This is a genomic window from Pseudomonas sp. FW305-25, assembly GCF_017351415.1.
In the GTDB taxonomy this organism is placed as follows: domain Bacteria; phylum Pseudomonadota; class Gammaproteobacteria; order Pseudomonadales; family Pseudomonadaceae; genus Aquipseudomonas; species Aquipseudomonas chlororaphis.
The window spans coordinates 1-17,461 of record NZ_JACNDE010000051.1 but is presented as its reverse complement, the minus strand read 5'-3'; the positions used below and the strand labels follow the sequence as shown (position 1 = coordinate 17,461).

The window sequence follows — 17,461 nt, the reverse complement described above, 5'->3', positions numbered from 1 at the left end:
CGATCAACCGTTCAGGGGTGCGTGGTGGCGGGCAGGTGCAGCATGACGTAGTCGTTCTTGTCGAAACGCCCGCCGAGCACCGGGGTCAGTCGCGCCAACGGCGTGGCCTTGAGCGTCGCCAGGTCGCTTTGATCCATGATCACCCAGGCCGGGCCTGGTATGGCTGCAAGGGCTTCGGGGCGCTCGGTGAACAGCGGCTGCAGGTCCTGGTCGAGGTGGACCATGAACTTGATGGCCTTGGCGTCCTTGCCCATGGCGTGCAACACCAGCGGTGCCGGGTCGCTCTGGATCAACCGTTGCGCCGCGAGGCTGAAGTCGCGGGTGTCGTACAGCTGGCGTTCGACCGGCTCGAACACCCCGATATAGGTGGCCCAGACCGCCAGCACCGCGGTATAGGCCAGGCCGACGGCCCGCCAGCGTGGCCGGACCAGCATCAGCAGCGCGGCCCCTTGCAGCAGGCCGAGGAGCGCGAGCATCGCGGTCAGGTCCGTCAGTTGCTCGGGAAACTTGCGTTGCAGCACCAGCAACCCGACGATCAACAGCCCCGGCAGCAATAGCCATATGCCTTGGATCGCAATCCGCAGCCAGGCCATGAAGCGCCCCTGGCGCGCCTGGAACGGGTAGGCCGCGACAATCGCCGCCATGGGCAGCATCGGCAGCAGGTAACGGGCTTTCTTGGCCTGGGGGATCGACAGGCCGATCATCACCAGCAGCCCCGCGGCGGTGCACAGGCGCAGCAGTTTCAGCGCCGGGTCCGGCTCGCCACGCGGCGCCAGCAGCACGCCGATCCAGGCCAGGATCGCCAGCGGGTAGGCCAGGGCATAGTTGCCCAGGGAGCTGCTGAAGTAATAGAACGGGCCGCTGCTGCCTTCGCTGCCGTCCAGGCGCCCGGTGAATTGCATGCGGATCACCTCCTGCATGAAGGCCGGGCCGCCACTGAGTCGGGCCAGCCACAGCAACAGCGCCACGCATACCAGCAACAGCAGCAGGGCGCTGCCACCGAAGACCAGCATGCGTCGCCACTGGCCTTCGAGCAGGTAATAGCTGCACAGCATGCCGCAGGGAATCACCAGGCCGATCGGCCCGCGAATGGCGAACCCCGCGACCAGCAATGCGAGGATCAGCCACAGGCGGCGCGGCGCGGCGAAGTGATCGTGGGCATACCCCAGGTAGAACACCGCCAACGCCAGGGCGGCGAGTATCTGGTCCAGGGACACGGCGCGGGTTTCGCAGATAAAGGTATTGCTGAGCAGGAGCAGGGCGACACTGAGCAGGGCCCAGGTTCGGGAACAGGGCGCCAGCAGTCGATAGATCAGGCTGACTATGGTCGCCGAAGCCAGGGCCGTGGGCAGCCAGGCGCTCAGGCTGACGACCCGGCCGAACGGCAGCGAGAACAGATAGATCAGCAGCGTCGAGGCGCTGCTGTAGTCGGCATAGGGCTGGCCATAGGTGGTGGGGAAGAACCCCGGCCCATGGCGCAGCATTTCCTTGGCGAACAGGACGAACCTGGAGTCGAAACCGGTCACCGCCTGCTGGTAGACCCCGGCACAGAACAGCAGCAGGGCCAGCAGCCCCAGCCCCAACGCTTGCCTGTGCAGTGTCTGGGCGGGGACGGCGCGCGGGATCATTCAGGCTTCAACCGGTGTGCCGGCCCATTGCTGGTAAGGAATTGGCAGCTGGCGCGACTCGCCGCGGCCGATCGGGAAGTAGGTGAAGCCGCTGCGGGCCAGGCGCTCGGCGTCGTACAGGTTGCGCCCGTCGAAGATAACCGGGGCCTTGAGGCGCTGTTGCAGCAGCTGGAAATCCGGTGCCTTGAACTGCTGCCACTCGGTGCAGATGATCAGCGCGTCGGCGTCGTTGAGCACCGATTCCGGGGTGCCCATCAGCATCAGCTTCGGTTCGTCGGGGTACAGGCGCTGGGTTTCCTGCATGGCTTCCGGGTCGAAGGCGCGCACATTGGCGCCGGCGGCCCACAGCGATTCCAGCAGCACCCGGCTGGGGGCATCGCGCATGTCGTCGGTGTTGGGCTTGAAGGCCAGGCCCCAGAGGGCGAAGGTCTTGCCTTTCAGGTCACCCTTGTAGAAGGCGTTGATGCGCTCGAACAGCTTGTGTTTCTGCCGTTCGTTGATGGCTTCCACCGCTTGCAAAAGGTCGCTGGAGCAATGGGCCTGCTCGGCGCTGTGGATCAGCGCGCGCATGTCCTTGGGGAAACACGAGCCGCCATAACCGCAGCCCGGGTAGATGAAGTGATAGCCGATGCGCGAGTCGGCGCCGATCCCCAGGCGCACCGACTCGATGTCGGCCCCCAGGTGTTCGGCCAGCTCGGCGATCTGGTTGATGAAGCTGATCTTGGTCGCCAGCATGCAGTTGGCGGCGTACTTGGTCAGCTCGGCGCTGCGCAGGTCCATGAACATGATGCGGTCATGGTTGCGGTTGAACGGTGCGTACAGGTCGCGCATCACGTCGCGGACTTCTTCGCGCTCGCAACCGACGATGATCCGGTCCGGGCGGCGGCAGTCGGACACCGCCGAGCCTTCCTTGAGGAATTCCGGGTTGGAGACGATATCGAACTGCAGGGCGCGCCCGTCCAGGGCCTTTTCGATGTGCGCCTTCAAGGTGTCGCCAGTGCCTACCGGCACCGTGGATTTCTCCACCAGGATCACCGGCTGTTCACGATGCCGGGCCACGGCGTCGCCCACCGACAGCACGTAGCGCAGGTCGGCCGAGCCGTCCTCGCTGGACGGCGTGCCGACCGCGATAAACAGCACCTGGCCATGTTGCACCGCGAGCTTTTCGTCGCTGGTGAAACTCAGGCGTTTGCCTTCCAGGTTGTCGCGCACCAGGCTCGACAGCCCGGGCTCGAAGATACTGACGTGCCCCTGTTGCAGCTGCTGGACCTTGTGTTCGTCAATGTCCATGCAGATGACATCGTGGCCGACTTCGGCCAGCACGGCGGCCTGCACGAGGCCGACGTAACCACTTCCAAATACGCTGATTTTCATGGGGTATTCCTGGGACTTGTCGCGGGAGCAGGTCGTGAGTTGATGGTAATGACGCCGAGGATGACCAGCGCCACCCCCAGGGTTTTCGAGAGACTGAACGGTTCGTTGAACAGTGGCAGGCTGGCGGCCAGCAGGTAGACCAGGGCGTAGCTGACGCTGAGCAGGGAATAGGCCCGGCCCAACGGCAGGTCGCGCAGGGCCAGCAGCCAGCAGAGCATCGACAGGACATAGGCGAGGATCGCCGCCAGCACCACGCCCAGCGCCAGCAGGTCGACCTGGCCGCCGGACAGCGCCGCCAGCCAGTCCGCGGGTACCGGCAGGCGGGTCATGCTCCAGCGCATGCCCAGTTGCGCGGCGCTGACCAGCAGCACGCTGCCCATGGCGAAGGTGAAACCCAGAGCCCGGTTCATGCGTGGCGACTCAACAGCAGCACGCCAGCCAGTACCAGCGCCACGCCCAGCCAGTGGCGGCGGTCGATGGCTTCATGGAAGACGAAGCGGGCGATCAGGGTGATCAGCACGAAGTTCAGGCTGAGCATCGGGTAGGCGATGCCAACCTCGACCCGCTGCAGCACCAGCAACCACACCAGCAAGCCCAGGCCGAGGCTGGCCAGGGCCAGCCACAGCCAGGGCGAGCGCAGTTTGGCGAGCGCGCCGGAGGGCTGGCCACGCCAGCTTTCCACGGCAAACTTCTGCGCGATCTGGCCCAGGCAGGTCAGCAGGCAGGCGGCGAGCAGCAGCAACAGGCTCATGGCTGGCTCTGAGGGAAGATCAGGATCACGAGATTGCCCTGGTCATAACGTTTGAAATCCTGCGGCAACAGATCGATTTCGTAGTGCTCGTCGCCATTGACCCGCATCACCACGCCCACCTGGCCTTGCTTGCGGGCCTCGGGCATCCATTCGCCGACCTTGCGCAGGTCGATATAGCGATGCTGGGTGTCAGGATAGGCCAGGCCATATTTCACTTCGCCTGTCGTGTTGTACAAGGCGATATCCGGGCGCTTGAGGCGCCAGGCCAGGGCCGAGGCCGCGCCCAGGTCGTTGCTCACCAGGGTGTGGCTCTTCGCGAGCTCCTCGGCGTGATCGATGATGAATTGATCCGGCATCTTGTTGTAGACCACCGAGTTCGGCAGGCCGGCCGGCAGCAGGGCGATGAACAGCCAGCTGCCGAGCGCCGGCGCGGCCCACAGTTGCAACGGACGGAAGGCTGGCAGCAGGTTGCTCATGTTCCAGCCAAGCAGGGCCAGGAATACCAGTACCAGATGCCCGGGCTCGTTGCTGTACAGCGGCTTCTTCAGTTGGAAATACACCAGCGCCAACAGCAGCAACAGGCCCAGCACCAGGTTGAGCACAGCGTTGAGGCGGATGATCCGGGTTTGCCCGGCGTGCAGCCGGTCGCTCAGGCTATTGCCCATCAACAGCGCCAGGGGCAGCAGGCACGGCAGGATATAGGCCGGCAACTTGCCCTTGCTCAGGCTGAAGAACGCCAGCGGCAGGATCAGCCACAGCAGCAGGAAACCGATGCTCGCCTGGCGCCGGGTCTGCCAGGCCTGCTTCAAGGCACCGGGCAGCACCAGGACCCAGGGCATGCTGAACGCCACCAGCAACGGCAGGTAGTACCACCATGGCGAGGCGTGCTGGGCATCGTCACCGGCAAAACGGCGGATGTGTTCATGCCAGAAGAAGAACCGCCAGTAATCCGCTTCCTGGGCATGTACCGCCAGGGCCCACGGCAGGCTCACGACAATCGCCACCAGCACCGCGACGCCGCCGTAGGTGAACAGTTCGCGCAGGCGTTTTTGCCAGAACATGTAGGGCAGGGCGATCAGCACCGGCAGCAGCCAGGCGAGGAAACCCTTGGTCATGAAGCCCATGCCGCAGGCGAAACCCAGGCCGGCCCAGGCCAGCAGGCGGTTGCGTGGGGTGCTGTTGTCCAGGGCGAACCACAGGGCCACCAGGCTCAGGTTGACCCAGAAGGTGAACTGCGGGTCGAGGTTGGCATAACCGCCGGCGCCGACCACCACGCAGAAACTCATATACAGCAGGGCGCAGACCAGGCTCTTGCGCGGGTCGTTCCACAGCCGCCTGGCCATCAAATAGGCCAGCAGTACGCTCAGGCCCATGCTCAGGGCCGAAGCGACCCGCACGCCGAACAGGTTCTGGCCGAACAGCGCCTGGCTGAGGGCGATCATCCAGTAGCCGGCGGCCGGCTTCTCGAAATAACGGATGCCCATGAAATGCGGCGATGCCCAGTGGCCGGTCAGGAGCATTTCCTGGCTGATCTGCGCATAGCGGGTTTCATCGGGAATCCACAAACCGTGGGTGGCCATCGGCAGCAGGTAGAACAGGCCGAAGGCAAGCAGTAAAAGAGGCAGGGCCCAGCGTCTGGTCATGCGCCTTGCACCCCCAGCCAGCCTTCGCGACCCTCGAGGGCGCCACGAATGACCTGCCCCTGGGGCAGGCTCTGCAAGGAGGCGGGCAACAGGTTGCCCAGGGTAGTGAAATGAATGTCGCGCTGGCGGGCTTGCGCCAGCAGTTGACGAAAATCGTTGGCCATCAGAATCCCTTCGACCTCGGCGTGAATGGTGTAGACGTTGAGCCTGTCAGGGCTGAACCGGTCCAGGATGAATGTGTTGAAGTCGTGGGCCGCGACAGCGGGCCCGACCACTTCGTCGAAGGTCGGCAGGTCGACCGGAATCTGCGGGGCGCCCACGCCGCCATCCGCCAGCCGGGGCTGGAAGATCGACGTGCCGCGGCAATCGCTGTTGTAGCGAAAGCCGAAGCCCTGCTTGGCCTCGATCACACGCTCGTCGGCGCGCCAGCCGGCGGCGGCCGAGCAGTCGACGCGCTGGCCGAGAATGTCATTGAGGGTGTCGACGCCCTGGCGGATCTGCTCGATCAGCTGTGCCTGGTTCCAGCGCCCGGCATTGGCCTGCCAGCCGTGGTGATCCCAGGCGTGCAGGCCGACTTCATGGCTGGCGTCCCGGGCCTGGCGCATCAGGTGCCCGAGGTCACGACCGATCGGCTTGCCCGGCCAGGCGGTGCCGGCCAGCAGGATGTCCCAGCCATACAGACCGGCGGCGTTGGAGCGCAGCATCTTCCACAAAAATTGCGGGCGGATCAGGCGCCACAGGTGGCGCCCCATGTTGTCCGGGCCGACGCTGAAGAAGAAGGTGGCCTTGATCCCGGCCTCGTCGAGCAGTTCCAGCAACCGCGGCACCCCCTCACGGGTGCCGCGATAGGTGTCGACATCGATTCGCAGACCTGCCTGCATCAACATGCTTCTTCTTTAGAATGCTCCGCGATTTCGAGCATGGCTTCGCGCAGGAAGAAGTCCAGCGTGTTGCCGATGGTTTCCTTCATCTCGACGGTCGGCTCCCAGTTCAGCAGGCGCTTGGCGTTGGCGATGCTCGGCTTGCGGTGTTCCACGTCCTGGTAGCCGGCACCGTAGAAGGACTTGCTCTCGACCTCGCGGAAGCCAGCGAACGGCGGGAAGTTGCCACGCAGCGGATGGGCCTCGAACTGACGCAACAGCTCTTCGCCCAGCTGGCGGATGCTGGCTTCGTTGTCCGGGTTGCCGATGTTGATGATCTGGCCGTTGCAGGCGTCATTCTCGTTGTCGACGATGCGCGCCAGGGCCTCGATGCCGTCGGCGATGTCGGTGAAGCAGCGCTTCTGCTCGCCGCCGTCGAACAGGCGGATCGGCGTGCCTTCCACCAGGTTGAGGATCAGTTGGGTGATGGCCCGGGAGCTGCCGATGCGCGCCGAATCCAGGCGATCCAGGCGCGGCCCCATCCAGTTGAACGGACGGAACAGGGTGAAGTTCAGGCCTTTGCTGCCGTAGGCCCAGATCACCCGGTCCAGCAGTTGCTTGGACACCGAGTAGATCCAGCGTTGCTTGTTGATCGGGCCGACGATCAGGTTGGAGCTGTCTTCATCGAAGTTCCGGTCCTGGCACATGCCGTAGACCTCGGAGGTCGACGGGAAGATCACGCGCTTGTTGTATTTGACACAGTAGCGGACCAGCTTGAGGTTCTCTTCGAAGTCCAGCTCGAACACACGCAGCGGGTTGCGGGTGTATTCGATCGGGGTGGCGATGGCCACCAGCGGCAGGACCACGTCGCACTTCTTGATGTGGTACTCGATCCACTCGGAGTGAATGCTGATGTCGCCTTCGACGAAGTGGAAATGCGGATGGTTGCGCAGGCGCTCGATGGCGTCGCAGCCGATATCCAGGCCGTAGACCTCGTACTTGTCGTCACGCAGCAGGCGCTCGGACAGGTGATTGCCGATGAAACCGTTGACGCCGAGGATCAGCACCCGGGTGCGCCGCGGGGCACGACCGGATTCGGCACCGCGCAGCAGCGAGCCATCCACCAGGCCCAGCTCGTTGGCCAGTTGCGGGCCGCTGAGGTACAGGCCGTTGTCGTTGCGCTGGCCGGCGTTGATCAGCAGCGAGTCCTGGCCGCAGGCGATGCGCAGCGGGTCGACGCTGATCACCCGCCCCGGGGCCTGGCCTTCGTTGCCCTTGATGACCTCGGCGCTCCAGACGATCAGCTTGTGCTCGCCCACGGCGCAGAACGCGCCCGGGTAAGGCTTGGTCACGGCCCGCACCAGGTTGAACAGTTGCTCGGCCGGCTGGCTCCACAGCAGCTTGCCATCAGCCGCAGTACGGCGACCGAAGTAGCTGGCCTTGGATTCGTCCTGGGCGGTTTCGCTGACCTTGCCTTGCGCCAGGGCGGGCAGGGTGTCGCGCAGCAGGCTGGCGGCGGCATCGCGCAGCTTGCCGTGCAGGCTCAACGCAGTATCGCTGCGCTCGATGGCCACCCGCTGCTGGGCAACGATCGCCCCGGCATCTGGACGCTTGACCATGCGGTGCAGGGTCACGCCGGTTTCGCTTTCGCCGTTGACCAGCACCCAGTTGGCCGGCGCGCGGCCACGGTAGCTTGGCAGCAGCGAACCGTGCAGGTTGAAGGCGCCCTTGCTGGCGGTGGCCAGCAGCGCTTCGCTCAGCAGGTTGCGATAGTAGAAGGAGAAGATGTAGTCAGGGTTGAGTTTGGCGATGCGCTCGACCCACAGCGGGTGGTTGGCGTCGTCCGGGGCATGCACCGGGATGCCCTTGAGCGAGCACAACTGGGCCACGGAGCCGTAGAAGGTGTTTTCCTTCGGATCGTCGGCATGGGTGAAGACCGCGCCGATTTCATAACCCGCGTTGAGCAGGGCTTCGATGCCCGCGCAGCCGATATCGTGGTAGGCGAAGACAACAGCTTTATGACTCATGGCGAGACCTGATCGGAGAGAGTGGAAGTTAGACCGTCGACGGTGACAGCGGGAGCAGGAGCGGCAGGCTGGCTGCGCAGAACTTTTTCAATGAAGAAGCGTGGGCGGGCGCGTACATCGCTGTACATGCGGCCCAGGTATTCGCCCAACAGGCCCATGCCGATGAACTGGCCACCGGTGAACACGAACAGGATGGCGAACAGCACGAACATACCGTCGCCGGCCCATTCGGAACCGAACACCAGGCGCAGGAAGATCAGCATCAGGGCGAACAGCACGCCGAGGCCGGCCATGCTGAAACCGATGATGCTCAACAGGCGCAGCGGCGTGGTGGTCATGCAGGTGATCAGGTCGAACATCAGGTTGATCAGGCGCATCGGGCTGTACTTGGAGTCGCCGTGTTCACGCTCGGCGTGGTTCACCAGCACTTCGGTGGTGTGGCGGGCGAAGCTGTTGGCCAGGATCGGGATGAAGGTGCTGCGTTCGCGGCAGGCGAGCATGGCGTCGACCACGCTGCGGCGGTAGGCGCGCAGCATGCAGCCATAGTCGTTCATGGCCACGCCAGTGGAGCGTTGCACGGCGAGGTTGATCAGCTTCGACGGCCAGCGGCGCCAGGCGGAGTCCTGGCGGTTGTTGCGCACCGTGCCGACCACGTCGTAGCCCAGCTCGGCCTGGGCCACCAGGCGCGGGATTTCTTCCGGCGGGTTCTGCAGGTCGGCGTCCAGGGTGATGACCACGTCGCCACGGCACTGCTCGAAACCGGCCATGATCGCCGCGTGCTGGCCGTAGTTGCGGTTGAGGATCACCGCCACCACCGGGCTGCCTTCGCGGCCGGCCGCTTCCTCGAGGATCTGTGCCGATTCGTCGCGGCTGCCATCGTCCACCAGGACGATCTCGAAATCGTGCTTGAGCTGGCGGCAGGCCGCTTCAGTGCGCCGCAGCAGTTCGGGCAGGCTTTCTTCTTCGTTGTAGACCGGAATGACGATCGACACGAACTGGATTGGATAAGGTTTCAAGGTTTCAGTCCAGACAGGTTTTGATGGCGCCGACGACCCGCTCGACATCGTCGAGGGTCATGTCGGGGAACAGCGGAATCGAGCACAGGCGTGCCGAGTTCCATTCGGTGTTGGGCAAATGCACATCCGGGAAGCGCTGGCGGTAATAGCTGTGCAGGTGAGTGGCGACGAAGTGGATGCCGCTGCCGATATTTTGCTCCTGCAAGGCCTTCATGAAACCGTCGCGATCGATGCCGCAACGCTCGGCGTCGATGCGCAGGATGAACAGGTGCCAGGCATGTTGCTGCGGATACTGCGGCAGGTGCAGCGGTTGCACCGGCAGGTCGCGCAGTTGCTCCAGGTAGGCCTTGGCCAGGACCTCGCGCTGACGATTGATCGCGTCCAGGCGTTGCAACTGCACCAGGGCGATGGCGGCATTGATATCCGCCAGGTTGTATTTGAAGCCGGGCTCGATCACCTCGGCCTGGGGCTTGCGCCCGTGGGTCAGGCGGTCATAGGCATCGACGCCCAGGCCATGGAACTTGAGCATGCGCACCCGGTTGGCCAGGGCCTCGTCGTCGCTGACGAACATCGCGCCTTCGGCGCAGGTCATGTTCTTGATCGCATGGAAGGAAAAGATCGCCGTGCCCCGGGCGCCGACGGGCCGACCGCGATAGGTGGTGCCGGCGGCGTGGGCGGCGTCTTCGATCACTGCGATGCCGTGTTTGTCGGCCAGGGCGTACAGCGGGTCGAGGTCGAAGGCGGCACCGGCGTAATGCACCGGGATGATCGCTTTGGTCCGTGGTGTGATCGCTGCTTCAATCGTGGCGGCATCGGTCATCAGGGTGTGCGGATCGACATCGACGAAGACCGGCGTCGCCCCCAGCAGGCAGATCATGTTGGCCGTGGAAACCCAGGTCTGCGAGGGGGTGATCACCTCATCGCCAGGGCCGATGCCCAGCGCTAGCAGGGTAATGTGCATGCCGCCGGTGGCCGATGACAGCGCCACCGCGTGCTTGCAGCCGACCCGCGCGGCGAATTGCTGCTCGAGCTCCTGGTTTTTCGGTCCGGTGGTGATCCAGCCAGAGCGTAAAACCTGCTCGACCGCAGCGATCTCTTCATCGCCAATACTCGGACGCGAGAAAGGAAGGAAAGCCTGGTTCATTGAGACCTCGGGTGAAGAAAAACGTCAGAGAACGAAGGGTTCAAGCGATGTGTGAGACGTGCGGATGGTTCTTGTTTTTATTGATGTCGTGTAACGAAGTGCATGCAGTCATTGGCGCTTATCCATGGTTGAGCCGCTGGGGCGTTCCTTGCCGTGCTTGAGTAAAGACTATGTTGAGAAAAAGTAAATACGGATCAAGGTGTTATCGGTGAAATAAGATCAATCTCAGCCCGCGCTCAGGATCTTCGTCGTGGTGGATCCAGGTTTCGAGGGCCCGAGATTAAGCGGAAAAATGTGAAACGAATATGAAAAATAGGGCAAGACTCCGTTTATCTTCGAAGCAGACAGCCAGGGTTCAGTTTTTTCGCCTGAAGAGCGCTCCAGGCGGTTGTGAAGACGACTTTTTAGAACCTTCCGCAGTCTTCTTGAAGACCCCGATGGCGCTGTTTTTTTGTCCTTTGGAGTCATGCATCTGGAATGCAGCCGGCGAGAGTGTCGGCGGCTGCACTGTGAGTCGAAGAGGCTCAAGATTCGATTCGGGGAAAGATCAGGATGGTCATGTTGCCGCGCTCGTAACGCTTGCCGCTCAGGGGCAGCAACTCGACCTCACGCACCTCGTCGGCGTTGTTGACCCGCATCACCACGCCCACCGAGCCTTGCTTGCGGGCCTCGGCCATCCATTGCTGGACTTGGTCGATGCCCACCGCGCGGGGCGCTGAGTCGGGATAGGCGATGCCGTACTTCAGTTCGCCGACGGTGTTGTACAGGTCCACCTGCGGGCGTTGCAGGCGCCAGGCCAGTGCCGAAGCGGCGCCTAGGTCGTTGCTCAGCAAACGGCTGGTCTGGCTCAGCTCCTGCTGGTGCTCGGCAATGAACTGGTCCGGCATCTTGCTGGCGACGATATGGGCCGGCATCGCCGCGGGGAGCAGGGCCACCAGCAGGCCGATACCCAATGCGGGCGCGGCCCACAGCGTCAGCGGCCGCAGGGCCTGCAGGGCGTTGGTGATGATCCAGCCCATCAGCACCAGGTAGCCGAGGGACAGGCTGAACATCTCCATATGCCCGTATACCGGCCGGGTGATCTGCAGGTAGATCAGCGCCGCCAGCGCGGCCAGGGCGAGGCCGACATTGAGCAGACCGTTGATGCGTATGACGCGCCCGCGCGCCTGGTTCAACCGTTCGACCAGGGTGTGCCCCATCAACAGGGCCAGGGGTAGCAGGCACGGCATGATGTAGGTGGGCAGCTTGCCCCGGCACAGGCTGAAAAACGCCAGCGGCAGCACCACCCAGAACAGCAGGAAGCCGATACCGGGATCACGCTTCTGTTTCCAGGCCTGGCCCAGGGTGGACGGCAGCAAGGCTGCCCATGGCAGGCTGGAGACCACCAGCATCGGCAGGTAGAACCACCAGGGGCGGGTGTGCTGGGCATCCTCGGCGGCGAACCGGCGAATGTGCTCGTGCCAGAAAAAGAAACGCCAGAAGTCCGGTTCCTGCCCATGGATCATCCATACCCAGGGCAGGCTGACCAGCACGGCCACCAGCACCGCCAGCGGGCCGTAGCGCAACAGTTCGCCCAGGCGTCGTTGCCAGGTCATGTAGGGCAGGGCGATCAAGGCCGGCAGTAGCCAGGCGAGAAAGCCCTTGGTCATGAAGCCGATACCGCAGGCCACGCCCAGCATCGCCCAGGCCAGGATGCGCTGACGTGGGGTGGGGCCGTCGATGGCAAACCACAGCGCCACCAGGCTGAGGTTGACCCACAGGGTGAATTGCGGATCGAGGTTGGCGTAGCCCGCCTGCCCGGCGATCAGGCCGAGGCTCATATAAAGCAGGGCCGCGGCAAAGGACTTGCGCGGATCCTTCCACAAACGTCGGGCGATCAGATACGCCAGTACCACACTCAAGCCGGTACTGAACACCGAGGCAATCCGCACCCCGAACAGATTGTCGCCGAAGATGGCCTGGCCGATGGCGATCATCCAGTAACCGGCAATCGGTTTCTCGAAATAACGAATGCCCATGAAGTGTGGAGACATCCAGTTGCCGCTGAGCAGCATTTCCTGGCTGATCTGCGCATAGCGGGTTTCATCGGGGATCCACAGGCCGTGGAAGGTGAGGGACAACAGGTAAAACAAAGCGAACGCCAGCAACATCAACAGCAGCGTCGAGCGTCGGGTCATGGACGAGCACTCCCCCGGTGAGGTTGTTCATGACGGACGGGCGGCTGGCAGTCGATTGACTGGCCGAATAGACAGCGGAAATGGGCGCGTAACATCCCTCGGCTCCTGACAGCAGGGTTAAGTTTCTGTTGGTCGTTAAATGTGCCCGGCAAGACGTTCAGCATTAATCGACGCCGGGCTGATGCCTATTCAAGCTTGAAAAACGCTGGCGTCCAGTTATCCACTGAAAAACAAGTAACTTATTGATTCAAGGCGTGCCTTAGTTGGTTTTTTTGAACTTGGCAAACTTAAATGCATGTAAGAAAACTCCTACAGCCTCCCGCTCAGAAGGGACGGCCAGTTCTGTTCATTGACCACGCCCAGCACTTTCACTTGTCCCATTTCACTCACGGATACGAACAGCGCGCTGCCGTATTCGCTGGCCAACGCATGCTTGAAACCGGTCTGGCTTTCAAAGTCGCTGATGCAACCGCTGTGGGTCACCAGCAGCAGGTTATGGTGGGCCAGCTTGTGGGCGACCACCTCATTGCGCAGGGACTTGCCGCAACTGGCCAGCCACTCCTGGGTGACCATCGGTTGTTCGAACATATAGGCCGCGGTCTGCGCGGTGCGGGTGATGGGGCTGCTCAGCACGTCGGTATGGCTCATGCCCAGGGTCCTGAAGGCCGCCCCCAGGTGCACCGCCGCCTCGCTGCCGACGCGGGTGATGCCATCGGCAGGCCCCAGGCAGGGATGAGGCGAGCGGTCGCAACGCTCGACATGACGCACCAGCACCACCACATTGCCGGCCTGCCATTGCTCGAGGAGCCCAGAGGTTTGCAGATCGGCGGCGGACACCAGGTTCAGTGGCGACCTTGGCCACAACGCGAACCCCGCCACCAGTGCGCCTGTCATGGCCAGCAGCAACAGTCGAGGCCAGCCTCTGGCAGCCAGCCGTTTCATTCCGATGCGCAACACCACGGGTTCACCACTGAAGTGGAAATTACAGTCGATAAAGTTCGTCGCAGCCGCAATGGCGCGATAAGCAAGAGCAACTCAAGGAAAGCCATGCAGTTCCAAGGTTGCTGGAAATTTAGGGCGGGGCAGGTGAAATGGGTGTGAAAATTTCAACAAGTATTTCTTTAGAGAGTCATTGTTGTTTGCGGGGTTTTAGTTAGCTGGCTTGCTATTTTTTCAGGACGTTCTTAGTTGTATCTAGTTGGCTGTCACGATTGCGGGTTTCGTGGACTCTGCTGTACTCGATTGCCGATTCACGGGTCTTGGATCATGGTCTGGTCTATCTTTTTCCAGCACCGGCGAGGAGCCGGGCAGGGGAAAAATACCGCTGTCGAAGTAACGAATATGTACTCCAATGTGGGTAGCCATGGATCTCAAGCAAAGCCTGAACACGCGGATCGTGATTGTTTTCGCCTTGATGACCGCGCTGGTCGCAGGCTTATTTGCCATCGGCATCGTCGCCACGGTGCATGTGGTGGAACGCAAGCTGACCACCATGAGCCTGGGTGGCAACCTGCACCGCCTGCTGTTGCTGGACAGTCCCGAGCAATGGAGTCATCGGCCGGAAAAGAACGAACTGTTCTTCGCCCAGGACGGTCGCGTCGACCTGATCCTGGCACCGCCGCTCGACACCTTGCCGGAAGGCTTCCAGGAGGTGTTGTTCGAGGGGCAGCCTTACTACGCGATGACCCGCGTGGTCGATGGCCGCAAATATGTACTGCTGCGCGACCAGGTCAGCCTGAAAAAACGCGAGCGGCTGTTGTTTTCGGTGGTGGCGGTGGGCTTCGTCCTGAGCATCCTGCTGGCCATCCTCCTGGGCTGGCTGCTGGCCAAACGGGTCATGGCACCGGTCATACGCCTGGCCCGCCAGGTGCACCATCGTGATCAGTTGCTGGCGCTGGCACCGCCGCTGGCTCCGGACTATGCGAACGATGAGGTGGGCGAACTGGCGACCTCGTTCGACCAGGCCCTGGGCCGGCTGCGGGCGGCGCTGGGCCGGGAGAAAATGTTCACCAGCGATGTCAGCCATGAGCTGCGCACGCCCTTAATGGTGCTGGCCAGTTCCTGTGAACTGCTGCTCGAAAATCCATCGCTCGACGCCCGCTCACAGGCGCAGGTCAGGCGTATTGCCCGGGCGAGCGATGAGATGTGCCAATTGGTCGATACCTTTCTGATGCTCGCCCATACCGAAAACCGCACCTCGCATCTGGGGACCAGCGCCTGCCTCAAGGACGTGGCGGATGCGCTGGCGGAGATCTGGGGCAAACTGATTCGCGACAAGGGGCTGGCGTTTATCTACAGCGTCGAACATGAGTCGGACACCCGCTACAACCTGACCTTCCTGCAATCGATCATGGGCAATCTGCTGCGCAATGCCTGGCACTACACCGATCAGGGTTTCATCCGCCTGAGTGTGCTCGAGAGCGGTTTTGTGGTCGAAGACAGCGGTATCGGTATTCCCGAGGAAAAGCGCAACGCAATGTTCCAGCCTTTCGTGCGTGGCGACGAGCAACGGGGAGAGGGCCTGGGCCTGGGCTTGTCCCTGGTGCAGCGCATATGCAGCCATCAGGGCTGGCGGGTGAACCTCGGTAGCCGCGAGCCCAATGGCTGCCGGTTCAGTGTCGATTTGGCGAACCCAGGTGGACCGGATCGGCAATCCCCTGGTTGATTTCCACCGGCGACGCCTTCGTGGGCGTGACAGCCATCGTATACTGCGCCTTGCTGGTTTTGACGACGAAGCACTGCCAGCAAGAACTGGTTTCCCAGCCAGGCTTATCGTCGTCGACAGCCATGGCGAACCTGCACTGTCTCGCCACCAACCCAATAACGATATAGAACCCCAAGAGGCTTGCTGTGTGATTAGAGCAACACCAGCCAAAAGCACATCGTTCTTCACTCTGTTGCTGACATTGCTTCTCTCGATCGCACCGGTCCTTAAGGCGCACGAAGCCCTCGAGTTTCTGATCCCGGACGCGCCGCCCCTGACCATGGTCAATCAGGGCGATCGTCACGGCATCGTCGGCGACATTGTTCTGCGGGCGCTGAACAACAGTGGATATGCCAGCGAACCCAGAACCCTGCCGTGGGCGCGGGCGCAGAAATACGCCCTCGAAAAGGACAACGTCCTGATCGCGCCGCTCAGCCGCACACCCGATCGGGAAGATCGCTACACCTGGATTGCCCCGATCATGCCGATGGATCGGGCGTTTTTCAGCCTCGAGCATAAAGTGACGAGCTTCGAAGAGGCCCGGCAGCGTTTCAAGGCCATCGCCGTGGGGCTGGGCAGTGCCCAGGAAGAAATCCTGCGCAGCAAAGGCTTCGCCCCGGAGCAGATCTATGCGATCAAGATCGGCGAGAACCCCGCGCAATTGTTGTTGAAGGGCAGGGTGGATGCCTGGTTCAACGGGGTTCAGGAAAGTCGGTATATCTGGAAGCACGTCTCCAGCCGGCCGCTGTTGATGAGCCCCCCCATGGTGAGTCATGAGCTTTACCTCGCCTGTTCCAAAGTGTGCGACGCCGAGGTCGTGACCCATGTTGCGAAGGCCATAGAGGCCATGCGCCGTGATGGTTATATCGAGAAAGTCAAAGACCGCTATCTGAATAGCGCCCCTTTGGCAGAGTCTGGCAATTTATAATTAGCCGCTTCAGGTTTACCGACCCTGGTAGTAATTAGAGTCTGTCCGGCGAGCAAGAAAAGCTTATTCGGACAGCGCATCCTCGTTGAGCCGAATGACCTCGTTGAGGCTTCTAAGGGTGTTGTTGAAGTTGTCCTTGGCATGGTTGAGCTTCTTGAATTGCTCCGCCAGCTCCCTGGTTTTTTGCTGCAATGCTTCTTCGCGTTTATCCAGTTCGCACTGACGCGCTTCTTGTTGCGCCCGCACCGTGCTGTCGGATTGCCGATCTTCATCAAGTTGCCGTTGCAGTTGCTGTAACTGCTCTTCCTTCTGTTCGAACGCGCGCTCTTTCTCCTGCAGTTGGGACTCTCTGGAGTCCAGGGTCTGCTGTTGCGCCTGGCTTTGCAGTTTCTGTTGCTTGAGCCGATTGGCGATGCTGGAAAACTCCATCAGGCTCGCCTCGACATCCTGCAGGAAGTGCTCGGGGTCGGTGCCCGGGAAAGGCCAGGCTTCATCCTGGGGTTCGACCGGGGGTTGCTGTTCGTCCGGTATTGGCAGGGGGCCGGCATCGGAGTAGCGAATTTCGGCTTCGGGCGCATCTGGCTGGGGGCTTTGCGTTGCGCAGCTGCCCGCAGCTGCGGTGGATTCGTGGTGTTCTTGCTCGGCGCTGTCGTTTGCCTGTTCGTCGAGCTGCGCCAGGGCGGCGTCGAGTTGCTGGTCATCGATGGCTGTGGGCAAATGCTCGGCCGCCGGGCCGAATTGAGCCGAACTCTGAAAGCTCAGCAGCTTGGCGATCCACTCTTTCTTGGTGCTCAACAGGCGATGGTCCGCCGCGGCGGCGGGGGGCAACTGTTGTTTGTTCAGGTCCAGCAGATGGTAGGGCATATCGCTTTCACGGTGTTCGCCGGTGGCTGCCTCGCGCAGGATCTGGCTGAACACGCGAATCGCCAGCTGCCCGTCCTCGTCCGAGTCCAGGGCGCCCAGGCAGTAATTGCCCCCTTCGTTGAATAACAAGGCGATATAGACGCGCAGATTATCGTCATCAAGGCTTTCGTTCAGGCTATAGGCGAGAAAGTTTCGACCTGCTTCTGGAACAGAAAAACTGCAGAGCAAAGCCGCTGTCAGCATTTGCTGCTCTTTGTTTTCAATGAAGATGGTGCGTAAGAGCATATGTCACCCAGTAAACTCAAGTAAAAAACATGAGCACTAGGATACTAGGAAATAATGTCG

General features: G+C 62.1%; 14 protein-coding genes. 2 read left to right on the top strand and 12 right to left on the bottom strand.

Annotation, left to right across the window (positions count from 1 at the left end):
- Nucleotides 1-11: 11 nt before the first annotated feature.
- The 11 genes from J4E58_RS29470 to J4E58_RS29420 all read right to left on the bottom strand — a co-directional run bounded on the left by J4E58_RS29470 (nucleotide 12) and on the right by J4E58_RS29420 (nucleotide 13,562).
- Nucleotides 12-1,628, bottom strand: coding sequence for a glycosyltransferase family 39 protein (locus J4E58_RS29470; RefSeq protein WP_087090995.1), 1,617 nt, complete (start codon nucleotides 1,626-1,628; stop codon nucleotides 12-14).
- A complete protein-coding gene (locus tag J4E58_RS29465) occupies nucleotides 1,629-3,002 on the bottom strand; it encodes a UDP-glucose/GDP-mannose dehydrogenase family protein (protein WP_087090994.1) in 1,374 nt (457 codons plus the stop codon).
- On the bottom strand, nucleotides 2,999-3,412 hold the full coding sequence (gene arnF / locus J4E58_RS29460) for a 4-amino-4-deoxy-L-arabinose-phosphoundecaprenol flippase subunit ArnF (RefSeq protein ID WP_053261107.1): 414 nt from the start codon (nucleotides 3,410-3,412) through the stop codon (nucleotides 2,999-3,001). Before arnF ends, J4E58_RS29465 begins: the two co-directional genes overlap by 4 nt.
- Nucleotides 3,409-3,753 carry a 4-amino-4-deoxy-L-arabinose-phosphoundecaprenol flippase subunit ArnE gene (gene arnE / locus J4E58_RS29455; RefSeq protein WP_009043831.1) on the bottom strand — a complete coding sequence of 115 codons (345 nt, stop codon included), beginning with the start codon at nucleotides 3,751-3,753 and terminating at the stop codon, nucleotides 3,409-3,411. Before arnE ends, arnF begins: the two co-directional genes overlap by 4 nt.
- Nucleotides 3,750-5,396: a lipid IV(A) 4-amino-4-deoxy-L-arabinosyltransferase gene (arnT, locus tag J4E58_RS29450; RefSeq protein ID WP_087090993.1), complete on the bottom strand. Its 1,647-nt coding sequence runs from the start codon at nucleotides 5,394-5,396 to the stop codon at nucleotides 3,750-3,752. Before arnT (J4E58_RS29450) ends, arnE begins: the two co-directional genes overlap by 4 nt.
- Nucleotides 5,393-6,277, bottom strand: coding sequence for a 4-deoxy-4-formamido-L-arabinose-phosphoundecaprenol deformylase (arnD, locus tag J4E58_RS29445; protein ID WP_087091175.1), 885 nt, complete (start codon nucleotides 6,275-6,277; stop codon nucleotides 5,393-5,395). The genes arnT (J4E58_RS29450) and arnD overlap by 4 nt, the downstream gene beginning before the upstream one ends.
- Nucleotides 6,277-8,283 carry a bifunctional UDP-4-amino-4-deoxy-L-arabinose formyltransferase/UDP-glucuronic acid oxidase ArnA gene (gene arnA, locus J4E58_RS29440; protein WP_087090992.1) on the bottom strand — a complete coding sequence of 669 codons (2,007 nt, stop codon included), beginning with the start codon at nucleotides 8,281-8,283 and terminating at the stop codon, nucleotides 6,277-6,279. The genes arnD and arnA overlap by 1 nt, the downstream gene beginning before the upstream one ends.
- Nucleotides 8,280-9,299 carry an undecaprenyl-phosphate 4-deoxy-4-formamido-L-arabinose transferase gene (gene arnC / locus J4E58_RS29435; RefSeq protein WP_007925693.1) on the bottom strand — a complete coding sequence of 340 codons (1,020 nt, stop codon included), beginning with the start codon at nucleotides 9,297-9,299 and terminating at the stop codon, nucleotides 8,280-8,282. Before arnC ends, arnA begins: the two co-directional genes overlap by 4 nt.
- A gap of 4 nt (nucleotides 9,300-9,303) precedes the next feature.
- On the bottom strand, nucleotides 9,304-10,443 hold the full coding sequence (gene arnB / locus J4E58_RS29430; RefSeq protein ID WP_087090991.1) for a UDP-4-amino-4-deoxy-L-arabinose aminotransferase: 1,140 nt from the start codon (nucleotides 10,441-10,443) through the stop codon (nucleotides 9,304-9,306).
- A 524-nt stretch (nucleotides 10,444-10,967) separates the two neighbouring features.
- The gene (gene arnT, locus J4E58_RS29425) at nucleotides 10,968-12,620 is read right to left on the bottom strand and encodes a lipid IV(A) 4-amino-4-deoxy-L-arabinosyltransferase (RefSeq protein WP_087090990.1); all 1,653 of its coding nucleotides are present in this window, start codon (nucleotides 12,618-12,620) and stop codon (nucleotides 10,968-10,970) included.
- A 309-nt stretch (nucleotides 12,621-12,929) separates the two neighbouring features.
- Entirely contained in the window at nucleotides 12,930-13,562 is a 633-nt protein-coding gene (locus tag J4E58_RS29420) for a histidine phosphatase family protein (RefSeq protein WP_172962989.1), read from the bottom strand.
- 421 nt (nucleotides 13,563-13,983) lie between these two features.
- On the opposite strand from J4E58_RS29420, the gene J4E58_RS29415 reads away from it, so the two are divergent.
- Together J4E58_RS29415 and J4E58_RS29410 are read left to right on the top strand one after the other, a co-directional pair.
- Nucleotides 13,984-15,285, top strand: a complete 1,302-nt coding sequence (locus J4E58_RS29415; protein WP_087091173.1) for a HAMP domain-containing sensor histidine kinase — start codon at nucleotides 13,984-13,986, stop codon at nucleotides 15,283-15,285.
- Nucleotides 15,286-15,472: 187 nt separating this feature from the next.
- The gene (locus J4E58_RS29410) at nucleotides 15,473-16,252 is read left to right on the top strand and encodes an ABC transporter substrate-binding protein (RefSeq protein WP_102673059.1); all 780 of its coding nucleotides are present in this window, start codon (nucleotides 15,473-15,475) and stop codon (nucleotides 16,250-16,252) included.
- Between the two features lie 63 nt (nucleotides 16,253-16,315).
- Here the strand turns inward: J4E58_RS29410 and J4E58_RS29405 are convergent, their stop codons facing one another.
- Entirely contained in the window at nucleotides 16,316-17,359 is a 1,044-nt protein-coding gene (locus J4E58_RS29405; protein WP_256583231.1) for a hypothetical protein, read from the bottom strand.
- Nucleotides 17,360-17,461 lie beyond the last annotated feature (102 nt).